This is a genomic window from Aeromonas sp. SER, assembly GCF_038739615.1.
Taxonomy (GTDB): domain Bacteria; phylum Pseudomonadota; class Gammaproteobacteria; order Enterobacterales; family Aeromonadaceae; genus Aeromonas; species Aeromonas jandaei.
Window position 1 is genome coordinate 135,798 of sequence record NZ_JBCGFC010000002.1, and the last position, 17,658, is coordinate 153,455.

Annotated in this window: 14 protein-coding genes; 6 read left to right on the plus strand and 8 right to left on the minus strand. The window is 58.5% G+C overall.

Annotated elements, in window-relative coordinates; translation table 11 throughout:
* The first annotated feature begins 166 nt into the window (after positions 1-166).
* Positions 167-1,807 (plus strand): methyl-accepting chemotaxis protein, encoded by a 1,641-nt coding sequence (locus AAHA41_RS03475; protein ID WP_104014407.1) that lies wholly within the window; start codon positions 167-169, stop codon positions 1,805-1,807.
* A gap of 151 nt (positions 1,808-1,958) precedes the next feature.
* On the opposite strand, the gene AAHA41_RS03480 is transcribed toward AAHA41_RS03475, so the two are convergent.
* A complete protein-coding gene (locus AAHA41_RS03480; RefSeq protein WP_165791294.1) occupies positions 1,959-2,105 on the minus strand; it encodes a hypothetical protein in 147 nt (48 codons plus the stop codon).
* A gap of 559 nt (positions 2,106-2,664) precedes the next feature.
* Between AAHA41_RS03480 and AAHA41_RS03485 the strand changes: the two genes are divergently transcribed.
* From AAHA41_RS03485 to AAHA41_RS03495, 3 genes are all read left to right on the plus strand, one after another.
* Positions 2,665-4,560, plus strand: a complete 1,896-nt coding sequence (locus tag AAHA41_RS03485) for a PTS fructose transporter subunit EIIC (RefSeq protein ID WP_323070909.1) — start codon at positions 2,665-2,667, stop codon at positions 4,558-4,560.
* Positions 4,561-4,801: 241 nt separating this feature from the next.
* A complete protein-coding gene (locus tag AAHA41_RS03490) occupies positions 4,802-5,554 on the plus strand; it encodes a DNA/RNA non-specific endonuclease (RefSeq protein ID WP_323070910.1) in 753 nt (250 codons plus the stop codon).
* Between the two features lie 282 nt (positions 5,555-5,836).
* Positions 5,837-6,940 (plus strand): ElyC/SanA/YdcF family protein, encoded by a 1,104-nt coding sequence (locus AAHA41_RS03495; RefSeq protein ID WP_323070911.1) that lies wholly within the window; start codon positions 5,837-5,839, stop codon positions 6,938-6,940.
* Between the two features lie 84 nt (positions 6,941-7,024).
* Here the strand turns inward: AAHA41_RS03495 and AAHA41_RS03500 are convergent, their stop codons facing one another.
* The 7 genes from AAHA41_RS03500 to cyoA all read right to left on the minus strand — a co-directional run bounded on the left by AAHA41_RS03500 (position 7,025) and on the right by cyoA (position 13,874).
* Positions 7,025-7,399, minus strand: coding sequence for a DUF805 domain-containing protein (locus tag AAHA41_RS03500; protein WP_323070912.1), 375 nt, complete (start codon positions 7,397-7,399; stop codon positions 7,025-7,027).
* 60 nt (positions 7,400-7,459) lie between these two features.
* Positions 7,460-8,830 carry an MFS transporter gene (locus AAHA41_RS03505; protein WP_201929512.1) on the minus strand — a complete coding sequence of 457 codons (1,371 nt, stop codon included), beginning with the start codon at positions 8,828-8,830 and terminating at the stop codon, positions 7,460-7,462.
* A 167-nt stretch (positions 8,831-8,997) separates the two neighbouring features.
* Positions 8,998-9,891, minus strand: a complete 894-nt coding sequence (gene cyoE / locus AAHA41_RS03510; protein WP_042031260.1) for a heme o synthase — start codon at positions 9,889-9,891, stop codon at positions 8,998-9,000.
* A gap of 11 nt (positions 9,892-9,902) precedes the next feature.
* A complete protein-coding gene (locus AAHA41_RS03515) occupies positions 9,903-10,232 on the minus strand; it encodes a cytochrome o ubiquinol oxidase subunit IV (protein WP_033137864.1) in 330 nt (109 codons plus the stop codon).
* Entirely contained in the window at positions 10,233-10,847 is a 615-nt protein-coding gene (locus AAHA41_RS03520) for a cytochrome o ubiquinol oxidase subunit III (RefSeq protein WP_043849519.1), read from the minus strand. It abuts the gene before it with no gap.
* Positions 10,848-10,851: 4 nt separating this feature from the next.
* A complete protein-coding gene (gene cyoB, locus AAHA41_RS03525; protein ID WP_323070913.1) occupies positions 10,852-12,828 on the minus strand; it encodes a cytochrome o ubiquinol oxidase subunit I in 1,977 nt (658 codons plus the stop codon).
* A 2-nt stretch (positions 12,829-12,830) separates the two neighbouring features.
* A complete protein-coding gene (gene cyoA, locus AAHA41_RS03530) occupies positions 12,831-13,874 on the minus strand; it encodes a cytochrome o ubiquinol oxidase subunit II (RefSeq protein WP_082044032.1) in 1,044 nt (347 codons plus the stop codon).
* Between the two features lie 614 nt (positions 13,875-14,488).
* Between cyoA and AAHA41_RS03535 the strand changes: the two genes are divergently transcribed.
* Both AAHA41_RS03535 and AAHA41_RS03540 read left to right on the plus strand, forming a co-directional pair.
* Complete coding sequence (locus tag AAHA41_RS03535; RefSeq protein ID WP_323069751.1) at positions 14,489-16,414, plus strand: NAD(P)-binding protein; 1,926 nt, start codon at positions 14,489-14,491, stop codon at positions 16,412-16,414.
* Positions 16,411-17,616, plus strand: coding sequence for a c-type cytochrome (locus AAHA41_RS03540; RefSeq protein WP_323069752.1), 1,206 nt, complete (start codon positions 16,411-16,413; stop codon positions 17,614-17,616). The genes AAHA41_RS03535 and AAHA41_RS03540 overlap by 4 nt, the downstream gene beginning before the upstream one ends.
* The last annotated feature ends 42 nt before the right edge of the window (positions 17,617-17,658 follow it).

The following is a 17,658-nucleotide window of genomic DNA, read 5'->3' on the forward strand; positions in this document are numbered from 1 at the left end:
TTTTGGCATGTCAGCCAAACACGGTTGATGTCAGAAAATGAACATTTCATTTCCCATGTGATTAATCTCGCTTTTATTTGATTTATTTTTAAGGTATCACATCCCGTGGTCGATATAAAAATTCACATATCGATTTCCTTGAAAAATGATAGATACAAGAGGCCATATGCTGACAAAAATGACAATAGGGCAAAAGCTGATAATGGCGTTTACCACTCTCGCATTGTTGATGCTGGGGTTTGCCTGGTTTGCCACTGCGCAACTATCCAATATTTACCGTGATGCCAGCGAGGTCACTGATAATATTGTCCCCTCCATCCGGGCATCCAGCCAGATGCACGTGGCCTTGCTGGATGCTCGCCGTGCCGAGCTGAACATGGTGATCGATGCACTGGGTAATGATTCCGCCTCCCTCAGCAACAGCACACAGAATTTCGAGGCGGCAAAAAACCAGTTCACTGCCGCCGAACAACGGTATGGATCTATGCCTTTTGTCTCGGAACAAGATCGCAATATCTTCGCCGACCTGCAGGCTGCTGCAGCCAAATACTTCTCCGTCCATGACAACCTGCAAACGGCCATCGTACAGGGCGACATGGTTCGGGTGCAGTCGTTGATCAAAAATGAGTCTCGTACAGCACTTGAACAGGCCGGACAGGATGGTCTGGAACTACGCAAGGAGAACGATCGGGTCGCCAATCAACTGACCAAACAGAGTGAGGCTTCCTATGAGCGAGCCAAACTGCTGAGCACTACGATCGGTGCGCTAACCCTGCTGTTCGTGATTATTGTGGCCTGGCTGCTGATCCGGCAGATCCGCAATCCGGTGATGACCCTGCTGGAGCAGACCCGCCAGGTGGCGGCAGGCAATCTCACCAGCCAGCTCGATATGCAATGCTTCTCCCATGACGAGCTGGGCAAACTGGCCCAGGGATTCAACGAGATGCAATCCAATCTTCGCATGCTGGTCAACGAGGTCTCTGGCTCGGTGGTGCAGCTGGGAGCTGCAGCCGAAGAGATCAGCGCGGTGGCACTGCAATCGGCCAACAACATGGGGGCACAGCAGCATGAGCTCAACCAGCTGGCCACCGCCATGAACGAGATGCAGGCCACGGTACTCGAGGTTGCCCGCAACACCAACGACGCCGCCAGCGCAGCAACCTCCGCCAGCGACACTGCCGCACAGGGCAGCGAGACCGTCAATGACTCCATCGGCAGGATCGAGAAAGTGGCTACCGCCATCGAAGAGACGGCTCTGGTAATCCGCCAGCTGGGTGATGACAGCCGAAATATCGGCATGGTGCTTGAGGTGATCCAGGGGATTGCCGAGCAGACCAACCTGCTGGCACTGAATGCAGCAATCGAGGCCGCACGGGCAGGTGAACAGGGTCGTGGTTTCGCCGTGGTCGCCGATGAAGTACGCACTCTGGCCAAACGCACTCAGGACTCCACCTCCCAGATCAATCGCATCATCTCCGAACTGCAACTGCGCGCCAACGAAGCGGGCGTCACCATGCAGCAGAGTCAGGATATGATGACGGAGACGGTTCATACAGCCCGCGAGGCGGGTGCCGCCATTGGCGAGATCAGCAGCTCGGTCAATAGCATTTCCCATATGAACATCCAGATCGCTACCGCAACCGAAGAGCAGGGAGCTGTCAGCGAGGAGCTCAACCGCAACGTGGTCAATATCAGCAACGCCTCGGAAGAGGTCGCCACCGGCGCCAAGCAAATGGCTCAGGCTTGCAACGACCTCAACCTGCTGGCAAGCCAGCTGCAGGATGTGGTGCGCAAGTTCCGGATCTGACGACCACTCCCCGAGGGCAAGTCAATCTGACGCGTTCCCCAAATAAACAACCCCGCAGCGTACAAGCGCTGCGGGGTTGCGTTATTACGCAGAGTTGCCGATAGCAGAACCGGACTGTGGCTCTTGTCGGCTCACACGATAAATTGAGCGGTTACCCTACCTCTTCTTCCTGATAGTCACCGGAGCGCTCCTGCTGCAGTGCATCGACTCTCGCCTGCCACTTGTTGTGGGCTTGCTGCTGCAGCTGACGCTCCAGCTCCTGGCGCATGGTGTCGACCTCTTGGTCTAGTTTTTCCATCAGAATATCTCCTTGTTTTAGCGAGTCACACATGTTGAACGCGACTCAGGGCTGACGGCACTTGGCCAATGTATCACCTGTTTCGACAACCGGATCCCGCCAACTGCCCAATCAAATAAACGATTGCTTTTAGCTGAACCAATCGAATATTTGGGCTGGTCATCACTCTCTCCCCCTCCCTTTGCTCCTCACTCTCGTCACGACATTGCTCAGCGGGACCCTCACCCAAATCCTGTTTTTTGCCGCTCTCTTCACACTTTTTATGGCTGTCCCACTCACACAAATCTCCATCTGCAGGATTGCAAGAATGGCGTCACTCAAACAGAGATTAATAATGAATGGCAAATCAAGTCATTGTTTATAAATGGTTTTACTGATTCATCATGGTTAAACCCAAGGCTGTGTAAATTGCGAGCAGGGTCACAGGGCGGAGGATGTCACACAAAAATCCAGTAAACGGCACATTTGTCCGATTTCGACGAGGGGGCAACGGGAGAACAATATTCCAGTCAACCCAATCCCCACCCAGCGAGCTCAGGAACGGAGCCAGGAGAGTGCAATGTTACCCACCATAACCAACGGCAGACTTATCTGTCTGGAGCTGAAGGCCACCAGCAAGGAGGCCCTGTTCGACGAGATGGCGCAGATGCTGGCGCGCGATGGCGCCGTCTCTGACCAAGAGCAATTTGTCAAAGATGTCTGGGCCCGCGAGCAACTCGATTGCACCGGGTTCGAGCAGGGGGTGGCCCTGCCCCACGCCAAGAGCGCGGCAGTCAGTCGCCCGGCTATCGCCATCGGTGTCAGCAAGCAAGGGATCGAGTACGGTGCCGAAGATGGCAAACCGACCCAGTTGATATTCATGATCGCCTCCCCGGATGGCGGCGCCAACCACCACATCGAGGTGCTGGCCGAGCTCTCGACCCGTCTGCTGGAGCCGGGCTTTATCGAGCAGATGAAGGCAGCCTCCACCACAGAACAGGCGCTGGCCCTGCTCACTCAAGGCCCGAGCGTTGCAAAACCGGCCCCGACCGCCAAACCGGCAGCCACTACACAGGTTGAACCCACCGAGCGCACCTTCAAGGATCGCCTCAACACCATGAAGCAGCACCTGCTGTTTGGTACCTCCCACATGATCCCCTTTATCGTGGCGGGCGGGGTATTGCTGTCGCTGTCGGTGATGATGAGCGGTAAAGGCGCGGTGCCGGAAACGGGCTTCCTCAAAGACATGGCCACCATGGGTATCGCCGGCCTGACCCTGTTTACTGCCGTATTGGGCGGCTACATCGCCTACTCGCTGGCTGACAAACCGGGTCTGGCGCCTGGCATGATCGGCTCCTGGATTGCCGTTCAGCACTATCAGACCGGTTTTCTCGGCGCCATTCTGGTGGGCTTTATCGCCGGCTTCGTGGTCAATCAGCTCAAACGGATCAAGTTGCCGGACTCCATGAGTTCCCTTGGCTCCATCTTCATCTACCCGCTGATCGGTACCTTCCTGGTGTGCGGCATCGTGATGTGGGGGATCGGCGCCCCGATCGCCGCCATGATGGAAGGGATGAACCACTGGCTCTCCAGCATGGCGGGCTCAGGTAAAGTGATGCTGGGTGCCATCCTGGGTGGCATGACCGCCTTCGATATGGGCGGCCCGGTCAACAAGGTTGCTACCCTGTTTGCCCAGACTCAGGTCAACACCCAGCCCTGGCTGATGGGCGGCGTCGGTATCGCCATCTGTGTGCCGCCGCTGGGCATGGCACTGGCCACCTTCATGTCTCCGAAGCGTTACAAGAAAGAGGAGCGTGAATCCGGCAAAGCGGCCGCCATCATGGGCATGATCGGTATCAGTGAAGGGGCCATCCCGTTCGCCGCCGCTGACCCCGTCCGCGTTATCCCGGCCATCGTGGCAGGCGGCATCGTCGGCAACATCACCGGCTTTATGATGCACAGCATCAACCACGCCCCCTGGGGTGGCTGGATTGTGCTGCCGGTGGTGGAAGGCAAGATGGGCTATATCCTCGGCACCATCCTCGGCGCCCTGACCACAGCCGTCATCGTCAACATTCTGAAAAAACCGGTGAGTGAAGAGGAAGAGGTCACCACCACAGATAGCGACTATCAGGTGATTGAAGCGGAAGGTGAAGCGGACGTACTGGCCATCACCGCCTGCCCGTCCGGCGTAGCCCACACCTTCCTCGCCGCCAAAAGCCTGCAGAAGGCCGCCGCCAAGCAGGGGATCAAGATCAAGGTCGAAACCCAGGGCGCCAACGGCATCATCAACCGCATCACCGCCAAGGATGTCGCCAACGCCCGCTGCGTCATCTTCGCCCACGACGTGGCGATCAAGAACCGCGAGCGCTTCACCGATATCGAGGTCATCGACGTGAAGACCAAGGAGGCGATCCACAACCCGGAAGCACTGCTGGCCCGCACGCTGGCAGACAAGGGAGAGCAGGCGGCCTGAGCCGACTGACCCTCGCAATCTTGTACCCAAACAAGGGGCCCGCTGTGGGCCCCTTGTTTTTAGCCTCAATCAACTCTCCATCATCTCATGGCGAAAGGCGTTGATTTAAAACACATTAGCCATCCACGCGACAGATCTTGGCGAGACGTCACAAATCCGGAAAGTGTCATCAAGCTGCAATTGAAGCTCCTTCTAGATGTGTATCAAATGATGCTGCCTACTAAACTGGAGCATCACAAAAATGATAAAAATCAATAAATTGGTTCTGGCTGTCACCCTCTCCCTCGGCACTGCACCGCTCTTTGCTGCGGGCTTTGTCTGCGGGGAACACATGCGCTTTGGCACCCCCTCCGAAGCGGATCAGAAACTGTGCCGCGACGGCTATGCCGCAGGCTACAACTACGACCACAAGGTCTCCGAGTGGGTGTCTTACCGGATGACCGCCCAGAGCGCACAGGGCAAGATCAAGCGCAAGGATGCCTTTGCCGAGGACAAGGAGGTGCCGGTCGCCTATCGCGCAACCCTGTCGGACTACAAGGGATCTGGCTACGACCGTGGCCATCAGGCTCCCGCGGCCGACATGGCCGCCACCGATATCACCATGAAGCAGAGCTTCCTGCTGACCAACATGACACCCCAGCTGCCAGCCCTCAACCAGAAGGCGTGGCGCATTCTGGAGGAGAAGGCACGCCAATGGGCTATCAGCCGCAAGGATGTACAGGTCATCACCGGCCCCATCTTTACCGGCTCTGAAGAGTCCATCGGTCAGGGTGTGACGATCCCGAGCGCCTACTACAAGATCGTGATGGATCCGGCCAAACTGCAGGCCATCGCCTTTATCATGCCGCAACAGGATATTCCCGTTAACAAGATCGCCGACTACCGGGTATCGGTGCGTGAGGTGGAGGAGCAGACTCACCTCAACTTCTTCAGCGATATGCCCGAAGAGCAGCAGGAGACACTGGAAGCGCATGTCTCCCCGATGTGGAACTAACTCAAAGTTAGATAGATTGAGAATCAACCTATACAGTTAACAGATAGGTTGGGGGGCCAATGCTCCCGATGGCAGGGGGAAAACCGCTCCCCCTGCCCTTCTGGAAGAGCAGCCGGGAACGCGGTTCATCCCCCACGACTCGCCCCGACTCACAGTTTGGCGCCCAGATAACTGCTATATTGCCCGCCTGTTTTGGTACTAACCGACTGAATTGACGCGACTTTGCTTGGCGCTGCCAACTGGCGACGCGCAGTGGCAATCAGCCCGACCGAGGAATCTTCGATGAAACAGACCCTTCTCGCCCTGACGCTGAGCGGCCTGCTGGCTCTCTCCCCCCTCGCCCTGCAGGCGGCCGAAAGCTCGATGCAGATAGAGAGCGACCTCAATACCCTGGTGAGCAAGCGCCAGGTAGTGGACATGCTGCTGGCCGAAGCGCAGCAGATCTACAAATCGCCGGCCAAGATCTCCCACGCCGGCTTTACCGCCAAGATGCCGAGCAACATGGAGCTGGTCACCAACCGACTGCTGGCGGCATACAAACTCGAACCCTATCGCACCGACCTGCTCATCTCGGCGGCCAACGCCCAGATCTACAACGGCAATATCGATCGCGCCATCTCGCTGCTGGAGCAGGCGCAGGCGGTCGCCCCCGATGACCTCGACATCAACAGCTACCTCGCCATCTGGCAGCTGGTGAAGGGCAACAAGGAGGCGTCGCGCACTGCCCTGGCCAAGGTGGCAGATCGCAACGGCGGGCGCGCCGCCGATCTGGACAAGATCATCGCAAGGGTACAGCGGGTCACCACCATGGCGCTGCAGGCCGAGCTGACCGAGGATCAGCTCAAGGCAAGCAAAGAGGGTAAACGCGCCATCGTCACCCTGGGTTATGCCCTCAACCCCGACGGCACCATGGACCGGATCCTGCTGGGCAGACTGCAAGCCACTCTCAAGCTCGCCAAGGCGGATCCCGATTCGCTCATCATCCTGACCGGCGGGGTGCCGCAAAACCACCAGACCGAGGGCAAGCTGATGGCCGACTGGCTGGCCAATCACGGCATCGACCGCAGCCGCCTCATCGAGGAGAACTACGCCACCAGTACGGTGGAAAATGGTCTCTACAGCGCCTATGCCCTCGCCCGCCACCAGATCAACTATGCGGTGCTGGTGAGCTCCGCCAGCCATGTCCGCCGCGGTCAGGCGGTGCTTGAAACCGCCTGCGACCAGACCGGCCCTGCCGGATTGCAGGTGGTGAGCGTCAGCTTCCCCGACAAGCCGCTCGAGGATCTGGCAAGCGTGAGCCAGAGCGAGCAGCTCGGCATCTACCGCGATGTGCTGCGAACCTACGGCATGTGGAGCTACCGCTCGGCGCCGCTGATTGAACGCTAACGAACCTGCAATCAGCCCAAGTCACTGAAACAGAGAGGGAGGCATCTTGCCTCCCTCTTTCGTTTGTACGTTTCACCACACCTGTCAGCTGGCGATAAAGCCCTGCGAGGGGCCCGCTTTGGGATCATCGCCGAAGCGGTTCGGCCCCTGCTGGCCGTTGCAGACCATAAAGTAGATAAGCACCAGGGTGCCGATAACGGGGATAAGGCCGATCAGCAGCCACCAGCCGCTGCGGTCGGTGTCATGCAGACGGCGCACCGCCACGGCGAGGGACGGGATCAATACTGCCAGCGAGTAGATAGAGCTCAGGATCTCCTTGTCGCTGCCAATCAAGCGATCCACCATCCCCACCAGCAGCATGAAGACGACGTTGCAGAGCACGAACATCCAGTATTCGGTGCGACGGGCCCGCCCGCTGAATACCGCATATTGCTTGAGTACCGAGATATACCAGTTCATTTCGCCTCCAGACTGTTTTCAAAAACAAGTAGTTGCAGATCCGAACCGAGCTTAGCGCGATCAGTGCCAGCCGTCGATGACCAGCAGCTCCAGATCCCGACGGCTGATGCGCTTGCTGTCCACCTTGACATAGACAGAGCGCTCGGAAGCAGCCAGCAGCACGTCGCTCACCCCGTCGCAGGCGCGGATCTTCTGCTCCAGAGCCGTATTGGCCTCCACCCCTTCCGGCAGCACGATGCGCAGACTGCTCACGTAAGGGGGCTCCTGCATGGTGAGGCTGACCCCGAGCCAGAGCAGCGCCAGTGCGGCGCAGCCGCCAAACACCAGCGAGGCGCCACCCAGGCTGTAGAGCAAACCACCGAGACTGCCGCCGATGGCCACCCCGATAAACTGGCTGGTGGAGTAGATCCCCATGGCGGTGCCCTTGTAGCCGGGGGGCGACTCCTTGCTGATGAGGGATGGCAGCAGCGCCTCCATCACGTTGAAACCGATGAAGAAGATCTGCAGGCCGGCGAGCAGGCCCCACAGCTGCAGCCCGCTTTGCCAGAGCACCAGCTCGGCGATGAGCATCACCAGCACGCAGATCTGGAACACAAGCTTCATCTTTCTGCGCTTCTCGGCATAGATGATGAACGGCACCACGCTGACGAAGGCAATCAGCATGGTGACCAGATAGGCCTGCCACTGGCTGTCGCGAGGCAAGCCGGCACGCTCCAGCAGCGGCGGCAGCGCCACGAAACTCGACATCAGCAGGGTATGTACGCAGAGGATGCCGAAGTTGAGCTTGAGCAGGCGCGGGTTGGTCAGCACGGTGCGCATCCCCCCTTTCACCATGCCGGACTCGCGATTGAGCAGGTGGTCGCTCGGAGTCGGCACCAGCCAGAGGGTGACGGCGATGCCCGCCAGCGCCAAAAGGGCGATCAACCAGAACAGGCCGGAGAGCCCCAGCGCATGGGTGATAAGGGGACCGGTCACCATGGCGATGGCGAAAGTGATGCCAAAGCTCACCCCGATGAAGGCCATCGCCTTGGTGCGGTTCTGCTCGCGGGTGAGATCCGACAAGAGCGCCATCACGGCAGCGGAGATGGCGCCGCTCCCCTGCAGGGCGCGGCCGAGGATGACCCCCCAGATGGAGTGAGTCAGCGCCGCGATCACGCTACCGAGAGCAAACATCAGCAGGCCGCCGACGATGAGGGGCTTGCGGCCCACCTTGTCGGAAAGCAGGCCAAACGGGATCTGGAACAGCGCCTGGGTCATGCCGTAGATGCCAATGGCAAGGCCAATCAGCGCCTCGGAGGCCCCTGCGAGAGACATGCCGTAGGTGGTCAACACCGGCAGCACCATAAACATGCCGAGCATGCGCAACGAGAAGACGGAGCCGAGCGCCCAGGTGGCACGGCGCTCGCCCCTCGTCATGGTGAAATCATTCATGATGGCCTCGATAGGTCAGAGAAAAAGAAGAGCAACGGGGTGGCAGACAGGTGCCATGCCACACCCGATATACGGGAAAAGTGCCCGACGGGGCGGCCCCATAATAACAGAGCCGGGAAAGTTCCCGGCTCTGGATTTCATGCATTTTAGGGGGGCAAGTCACACTATCAGGGCAGCATGCTCACCAGCACGGGAGCTGCTTCCGGTTGGAAATCCACCGACATCATCACGCTGAGACAAGTGATGGTGACGATGGAGAACATGAACAGCTTGCGGGCCCAGAGTGCATCATCCACCAGCTGCTTGTAGCCAGACAGCGCCATCCCCAGCCACCAGACGCTTACCGCGGTGGCCACCACCAGATACTTGTAGCCGGCATAACCGCCGAGGAACAGCATCAGGGTCGGCACCATAAAGGCCAGGATGTAGAGGGTGATGTGGAGCTTGGCCACCGGGATCCCCTTCACCACCGGCAATACCGGGATGTTGGCCGCCTGATAATCCTTGAAGCGGAAGATGGCGATCGCATAGGAGTGCGGCATCTGCCACAGGCTGAAGATCGCCAGCAGGATCAGCGCCCCCGAGTCGAACTGACCGCTCACCGCACAGTAGCCGATGACAGGTGGCGCGGCGCCGGAGAGACTGCCTACCAGGGTGCCGTAGACCGAGTGACGCTTCATGTAGAGGCTGTAGACCCCCACATAGACAATGAAGCCCAGCACCGCCAGCAGGGCGGCCAACGGATTGGCCGCCCAATAGAGCAGTGCAATGCCCGCAATGCCGAGCGCGGTGGCGTACCAGAGCGATACGCCGGGAGCGATCAGACCCTTCACCAGAGCACGGTTCTTGGTGCGCTCCATGATGCAGTCGATGTCCCGGTCGATGTAGTTGTTGAACACGCAACCGGAGGCGACCACCAGTGATACACCGGCCATGGTCAGAATGAACAGGGGCAAGTCCATGCTCCCCTTGGAGGCCAGCAGGAATCCCCCGATAACCGAGATGAGGTTACCGAAGATGATGCCCGGCTTGGTCACTTGCAGGTATTGCTTCATCATCATTGCCAGCCTGCTCAGTGGACCATCATGTTGATGTTGAGGTTGTACATGATCCACAGGGAACCCACGATCACGATGGCGATGATGAGCACGGTAAAGACCAGTGCCACCAGATTCCAACGCTCCTCGGACGAGGTATTCATGTGCAGGAAGTAGACCAGATGGACGAAGATCTGCACCACCGCCATGCCGACCACAGTGGCCAGCACGGTCCCGTGGGAGGCGGAGCCATCCATCACCATCCAGAACGGGATCGCGGTCAGAATGACTGACAGCACGAAGCCGGTCAGATAGCTCTTGGCGCTGCCGTGGCTGGCGCCGTGATTGTCAACGGAATGACTCATTTACATTGCCCCCATCAGATAGACCACGGTAAAGACGCAGATCCACACCACGTCGAGGAAGTGCCAGAACAGGCTCAGGCACATCAGGCGGGAGCGGTTGCGATCGGTCAGCCCCTTCTTGGCCACCAACACCATCATCACGATGATCCAGATAAGGCCGCTGGTCACGTGGATACCGTGGGTACCGACCAGGGTGAAGAAGGCGGAGAGGAAAGCGCTGCGATCCGGGCCGTAGCCCTCGGCGATCAGGTGATGGAATTCGTAGATCTCCATCGCGATAAAGCCGGCACCCAGCACGAAGGTCACCAGCAACCAGCCGTTGACGGCGGATAGCTGGTTCTTGTTCATCGCCAGCATGGCAAAACCGAAGGTGATGCTGCTAAAGAGCAGCAGCATGGTTTCGCCAAACACGAACGGCAGCTCGAAGATATCCTTGCCGCTCGGGCCGCCGGCGGTGCCGTTGACCAGGACTGCATAAGTTGCAAACAGGCATGCAAACAGGATGCAGTCACTCATCAGGTAGATCCAGAAACCGAATACCTTGTTGGCACCGGCATCGTGGTGCCCATGGTCATGGGCACCGTCGTGAGTGTGATGTAGAACGTCGGTCGCCATTGCTTCACGCCACCTTGTTGATATTTTCAAAATGCTGACGTTCGATCCGCTCGATCTCGTCAACCTGCACGTAGTAATCCACGTCGTCGTTGAAGCTGTGGATGATCCAGCTCGCAATCATGCCGATGAAGCCGACGATGGCCATCCACCAGATGTGCCACACCATGGCAAAACCAAACACGGTGGCAAAGCCTGCGATGATGACCCCGGCCCCGGTGTTCTTGGGCATATGGATCGGGTCGTAGTGCTCGGGTTGCTGATAGGCAGAACCGTCCTGCTTGGCTTCCCAGAAGGCATCCAGTCCCTTGATCTTCGGCTCGATGGCGAAGTTGTAGAAGGGCGGCGGGGAAGAGGTTGCCCACTCCAGGGTGCGGCCACCCCAGGGGTCACCGGTCAGATCGCGGTTCTGCTCGCGGTCGCGGATGCTGACCACCAGCTGGATCACCTGACACAACACACCCACGGCAATCAGCGCGGCACCACAGGCAGCCACTACCAGCCAGCCATGGAACTGGGGATCCAGATGCTGGCTGACGCGACGGGTCATGCCCATGAAGCCCAGCACGTAGAGCGGCATGAAGGCAACGAAGAAGCCGACAATCCAGAACCAGAAGGCGCGCTTGCCCCACACATCGTTGAGCTTGAAGCCGAACGCTTTCGGGAACCAGTAAGTGATACCGGCGAAGCAGCCAAACACCACGCCGCCGATGATGACGTTGTGGAAATGGGCGATCAGGAACAGGCTGTTGTGCAGCACGAAGTTGGCCGCCGGTACCGAGAGCAGTACCCCGGTCATGCCGCCGATGCTGAAGGTGATGATGAAGCCGACGGTCCACAACATGGGCGAGGTGAACTCGATACGACCGCGGTACATGGTAAACAGCCAGTTGAAGATCTTCACCCCGGTCGGGATGGAGATGATCATGGTGGTGATGCCGAAGAAGGCATTCACGTTGGCGCCGGAGCCCATGGTGAAGAAGTGGTGCAGCCAGACGATGAAGGAGAGCACGGTAATGGCGACGGTCGCCCACACCAGCGAGGTATAACCGAACAGCTTCTTCTTGCTGAAGGTGGCCACCACTTCGGAGAAGATCCCGAACACCGGCAGCACCAGAATGTACACCTCGGGGTGACCCCAGGCCCAGATCAGGTTGATGTACATCATCATGTTGCCACCCATGTCATTGGTAAAGAAATGGGTGCCGAGGTAACGGTCGGCGGTGAGCAGGGCCACCGTGACGGTCAGGATCGGGAAGGAGGCGATGATCAGGATGTTGGCGCACAGAGCCGTCCAGGTAAACACCGGCAGGCGCATCATGGTCATGCCCGGGGCGCGCATCTTGATGATGGTGGCGAAGAAGTTGACGCCGGTCAGCAGGGTGCCCAACCCCGAGATCTGCAGACTCCAGATCCAGTAGTCGACCCCGACCCCCGGGCTGTACTCCAGCCCCGACAGCGGCGGATAGGCCAGCCAGCCGGTCTGGGCAAATTCACCAACCCCGAGGGAGATGTTGATCAGCACCACGGCGGCGGCGGTGAACCAGAAGCTCACGTTGTTGAGGAAGGGGAAGGCCACGTCACGGGCGCCGATCTGCAGCGGCACCACAATGTTCATCAGACCGATAACCAGTGGCATCGCCACGAAGAAGATCATGATGACGCCGTGGGCGGTGAAGATCTGGTCGTAGTGATGGGGTGGCAGAATGCCGTCGCTGCCGGCCGAAGCCATCACCTGCTGGGTCCGCATCATCACCGCATCGGCGAAGCCGCGCAGCAGCATGACCATGCCGAGGATGAGATACATGATCCCGAGGCGCTTGTGATCCACCGAGGTGAGCCACTCTTTCCACAGATATTGCCACTTGCCGAAATAGGTGATGAGACCGGCGACAGCCAGCCCCCCCAGAATGATTCCGGCCACCGTCACCATGATGATGGGTTCATGGTACGGAATGGCGTCGAGCGTTAATTTTCCAAACATCGTTATTCCTCGGATCCCGCTTTCACAGAGTTGTCATCCATTGCCATCTTCATATGGCCGGCATGATCCATGTGTTCGTCTTGCGCCATGTCGCCATGGTTCATCTGTGAGTGATCCATCCCCTGATGGGTCATGGTCTCCCCCTGCGCCATGGGCATCTCGTGGGTCATCCCCTGATGCTGGCCGTGCTTCATGTCCCCCATGAACTTGTTGATCAGAGTGACAAACAGTTTCGGATCGGCACTGGAGAAGTACTCCACCGGATGGAACTCGCTCGGTTTGGCCAGCGCATTGAACTGATCCATGGTGATCAGCTGTTTTGGCGACGCCTTTACCTTGGCAACCCAGGCATCAAAACCTGCCTGATCCGGTGTAGCGATGGCATTGAACTTCATGCCCGAGAAACCGGCACCGCTGTAGCTGCTGGAGATGCCGTCATACTGGCCTGGCTCGTTGGCAATGAGGTGCAACTTGGTCTGCATACCTGCCATCGCATATATCTGGCCGCCCAGACGCGGAATGAAGAAGGAGTTCATCACGGTATCGGAGGTGACCCGGAAATTGACCGGCGTATTGACCGGGAACGCCAATTCATTAACCGATGCAATACCCAGTTCTGGATAGACAAACAACCATTTCCAGTCGAGGGAAATAACATCGACCTGAATCGGTTTCACCGTGGAATCCAGCGGTTTGTAAGGATCCAGTTCGTGAGATGTTTTCCAGGTAATGGTGGCAAGAATAACGATAATAATAACGGGAACGGTCCAGACAACCGCTTCAATCTTGTTGGAGTGAGACCAGTCAGGGGTATATTTGGCGTCGGTATTCGAAGCTCTGTATTTACGAGAAAATACCACGGCCATAATAATTACAGGGATCACCACGATTAACATCAGGCCAAGGGCCGTCAGTATCAGTGATTTCTGTTCCAGACCAATCTGCCCTTTGGGGCTCATCAGAGCCATGTCACAGCCAGTCAGCATGCCGGCGGCCGCGAGCAACAGCAAAGCACCCAAACCCCTCTTTAATGCAAAAGGTTTCATGCAGCGTCCTTTATCTTCGCAAGGCTAAAGTTGTAAAAAAAACGCATCATTCTGAACAAAACCTGACTATGTGAACAACATGAAAAATTAATCTCGATGTTGTTCCCAGGTTGGCGTTTGCATGTAACAGTTGTTAACCCGTGACCAATAACCGGCTGCATAAAACAAGCTGATCATTAATTCATCGCATCCTGCTTTTATTTCAATCAGCTTGGCACCAGAGCTAGAGAACCGCACACAATTAACCTTGTACTATTCATGGTCAAATAACGGGATTTGAACTATCTGCATAAAATACATGCACTATTTCCGCACTGTTTTTGTGCCCTCTGGAAATATGAAAAACGTAAAGGAACTCAATCAAAACCATAATTAATCAAACTGAATTCAAATTAATTCCATGAATTCGGCAAGGTTTTGTCTCATAAATATGCAAAGCGGAGACATCTACCCCTGTTTTGGCCATTACAAGCTTCATCATTTTGTTTAATAAGTTATTATCAAAGCCATGGACTCTACCGGGATATGACGGTAGGTTGCGTCCCCTTGCTGCTTGCCAGCTACCATTTCAGCTCTGTGCTTTTTTTTCAACGCTTCAAACAACAGGGATTGCCATGAGCATCACACGCAGAGATTTTCTCAATGGCGTCGCCATCACCATCGCAGCAGGCATCGCCCCCATCAACCTGCTCAAGGCTGCCGAAGGCGGCAGCGCGCTGGCTGACAAGACGCTGGTCTACCCGCCCGCCCTCACCGGCCTGCGCGGCAACCACCCGGGCTCTTTCGAACCGGCCCACAGCATCGCCCGCGATGGCAAACAGTATGACTTTGCCAATGTTCCCCTAGAGGGGGAGTACGATCTGGTGATCGTCGGCGCCGGCATCAGCGGTCTGGCCGCCGCCTGCTTCTATCAGCAACTGCTCGGCGCGGATAAAAAGATCCTCCTGCTCGACAACCACGATGACTTCGGCGGCCACGCCAAGCGCAACGAGTTCACCACTCCCGATGGCCTGCGGCTGGGCTACGGCGGCAGTGAATCCCTGCAATCACCGCGCTCGGTCTACAGCCCGGTGGCGCTCGGTCTGCTCAAGGCACTGGAGGTCAACATCGACGAGCTGGCCGCCGGTTTCCAGCAGAGCTTCTATCCGGATCTGGGGCTCAGCCGTGGCGTCTATTTCGACGAGAAGCACTTTGGCGTCAACAAGATAGTGAACGGTGATCCGGGCCATAACGTGGCGGATGACATCCCGCGCGATCGCCTGAATGGCCGTCCGCTGGCGGAGTTTATCGGTGACTTCCCGCTCGATGATGCCGACAAGGCCGCCCTGCTGGCCTTGCACGAGGAGAAGACCGACTACCTGAGCGGCATGACCCGCGAGCAGCAGGATGAGTGGATAACCCGCAACAGCTACACCACCTTCCTGCGCGACAAGGTGGGTCTGAGCGAACGAGCCATCACCTACTTCCAGCAACGTACCAACGATTTTCAGGCTGTCGGCATCGATGCTACCGCCTGCGCCGACGCCCGCCTCTGTGCCCTGCCCGGCTTTGGCGGCCTCAACCTGACGCCGCTCGATGCCGAGGAGCAGGCTGAGCTGGACGATCCCTACATCTTCCACTTCCCGGATGGCAACGCCGGTCTCACCCGCCTGATGGTGCGCAAGCTCATCCCGCAGGTGGCACCGGGTCACACCATGCAGGATGTGGTGCTGGCCAAGTTTGACTACAGCAAGCTCGATCTGCCGGAGCACAAGGTGCAGCTGCGCCTTGGCAGTACCGCCCTGCAGGCGAAAAACGTGCGCCTCGCCGATGGCAAGCTGGCAGTGGACGTCACCTATATCAAAGAAGGGAAACTGCACCGGGTGCGCGCCAAACAGTCGATCATGGCTGGCTACAACATGATGATCCCCTACATGGTGCCCGAGATGCCGGAGCCCCAGAAAGAGGCGCTGCGCCAGAACGTCAAGGCACCGCTGGTCTACACCAAGGTGGTGATCAAAAACTGGCAAGCCTTCGTCAAGCTGGGGGTGCACGAGGTCTACTCCCCGGCAGCCCCTTACAGCCGGGTCAAGCTGGACTATCCGGTCAGCATGGGTGGCTATGAGCATCCCAAGAGCCCGGATCAGCCAATGTGCCTGCACATGGTCTATGTACCAACCCTGCCGGGCAGCGGCCTGTCGGCCCGCGAACAGTCCCGCAAGGGGCGCGCCATGATCCTCGGCATGCCCTTCGAGCAGCATGAACAGATGATCCGCGAACAGCTGCAAGGGATGCTGGGCAGCGCCGGTTTCAACCATGAGCAGGATATCCTCGCCATCACGGTCAACCGCTGGTCCCACGGCTACTCCTATGTCACCAATACCCTGTTTGATGACGAGGAGCAGTGCGAGAAGTGGATCGAGCTTGGTCGCAAGCCGGTCGGCAACATCACTATCGCCAACTCGGATTCGGGCTGGAGCCCCTACGCCCACGCCGCCATTGACGAGGCGTGGCGCGCCGTCAACGAGCTGGTCGCCATGACCAAGGGAGGTGCCCAATGAGCCGCGCCCTGTCACTGACTGCCAGCGCCCTGCTGCTGGCGCTGCCCGCCCTTGCCGCCCACGCGGCACCCGCCATGTCGGCCGGTGAGTATGTGGCCAAGCTGGGCGATTGCGCCGCCTGTCACACCAGCGAGGCAAGCAAACCGCTGGCTGGCGGCAAAGGGTTCCCGACCCCCATCGGCACCGTGTTTGCCACCAACATCACCCCCGACAAGAGTCACGGCATCGGCAATTACAGCCTGCCGGAGTTCATCAAGGTGATGCGCGAAGGGGTGGCTCGTGATGGGCATCGCCTCTATCCGGCCATGCCCTACACCGCCTACGCCAAGATGAGCGACGAGGATCTCACCGCCCTCTACCACTACCTGATGCAGGATGTGCAGCCGCTGGCGATAGCCAACAAGGAGAGCGACATTCCCTGGCCGCTCAATATGCGCTGGCCGCTGATGGGGTGGAACTGGGTCTATCACGACGACAGCCGCTTCACCCCGGTCGCTGGCAAGAGCAAGGAGTGGAACCGCGGTGCCTATCTGGTGCAGGGTGCCGGTCACTGCGGCAGCTGCCACACCCCGCGCGGGCTTGGCATGCAGGAGAAAGCGCTGACCGAGGCGGATCCCGTCTACCTGAGCGGTGCCGCCCTCGACGGCTGGTATGCCCCCGATATTCGCGGCAGCCGCTACGACAAGCAGGCGCTGATCGACCTGCTGAAAACCGGCCGCAGCCAGCATCAGGCGGTCGCAGGCCCGATGGCGGAAGTGATCACTCACAGCAGCCAGTATTTCAGCGACGCCGATCTGGCCAGCATCGCCACCTACCTCACCGACCTGAAAGAGGAGCCGGCGGTAGCGAAAGGTGCCCGCGCCTATGCCAGTGCCGGCGGCAAGGCGGACTACGCCATGTACTGTTCCACCTGCCACGGGGTCGATGGCAAGGGCAATGACCACGTCATCCCCTCGCTGGTAAACAACCGCACCGTGCTGGCGGACGATCCGGCGAGCCTGCTCAACGTGCTGCTGCATGGCGCCGAAACGCCCGTCACCCGCGGTCATCTCGGCTACCACATGCCGGGTTACGGCTGGACCATGGATGACGAGCGGATCGCCGAGCTGGTCAATACGTTGCGCGCCTCCTGGGGCAACGAGGGGCAGGCGATCAAGGCTGCTGCCGTCAAGGCCCAGCGCGAGCTGCACGGCAAGGAGTAAGGGCAAGCCGCTCTCGCTTGGCCAAGCGCCATAAAAAACGGG

Excerpts from the sequence above, each read along its gene's own strand:
- AAHA41_RS03540 (WP_323069752.1), top strand. The coding sequence starts at position 16,411 with ATGAGCCGCGCCCTGTCACTGACTGCCAGCGCCCTGCTGCTGGCGCTG.
- AAHA41_RS03480 (WP_165791294.1), bottom strand. The coding sequence starts at position 2,105 with ATGGAAAAACTAGACCAAGAGGTCGACACCATGCGCCAGGAGCTGGAG.
- cyoE (WP_042031260.1), bottom strand. The coding sequence starts at position 9,891 with ATGATGATGAAGCAATACCTGCAAGTGACCAAGCCGGGCATCATCTTC.
- AAHA41_RS03505 (WP_201929512.1), bottom strand. The coding sequence starts at position 8,830 with ATGAATGATTTCACCATGACGAGGGGCGAGCGCCGTGCCACCTGGGCG.
- AAHA41_RS03490 (WP_323070910.1), top strand. The coding sequence starts at position 4,802 with ATGATAAAAATCAATAAATTGGTTCTGGCTGTCACCCTCTCCCTCGGC.
- AAHA41_RS03495 (WP_323070911.1), top strand. The coding sequence starts at position 5,837 with ATGAAACAGACCCTTCTCGCCCTGACGCTGAGCGGCCTGCTGGCTCTC.
- cyoA (WP_082044032.1), bottom strand. The coding sequence starts at position 13,874 with ATGAAACCTTTTGCATTAAAGAGGGGTTTGGGTGCTTTGCTGTTGCTC.
- AAHA41_RS03535 (WP_323069751.1), top strand. The coding sequence starts at position 14,489 with ATGAGCATCACACGCAGAGATTTTCTCAATGGCGTCGCCATCACCATC.
- AAHA41_RS03515 (WP_033137864.1), bottom strand. The coding sequence starts at position 10,232 with ATGAGTCATTCCGTTGACAATCACGGCGCCAGCCACGGCAGCGCCAAG.
- AAHA41_RS03485 (WP_323070909.1), top strand. The coding sequence starts at position 2,665 with ATGTTACCCACCATAACCAACGGCAGACTTATCTGTCTGGAGCTGAAG.
- AAHA41_RS03520 (WP_043849519.1), bottom strand. The coding sequence starts at position 10,847 with ATGGCGACCGACGTTCTACATCACACTCACGACGGTGCCCATGACCAT.
- cyoB (WP_323070913.1), bottom strand. The coding sequence starts at position 12,828 with ATGTTTGGAAAATTAACGCTCGACGCCATTCCGTACCATGAACCCATC.
- AAHA41_RS03475 (WP_104014407.1), top strand. The coding sequence starts at position 167 with ATGCTGACAAAAATGACAATAGGGCAAAAGCTGATAATGGCGTTTACC.
- AAHA41_RS03500 (WP_323070912.1), bottom strand. The coding sequence starts at position 7,399 with ATGAACTGGTATATCTCGGTACTCAAGCAATATGCGGTATTCAGCGGG.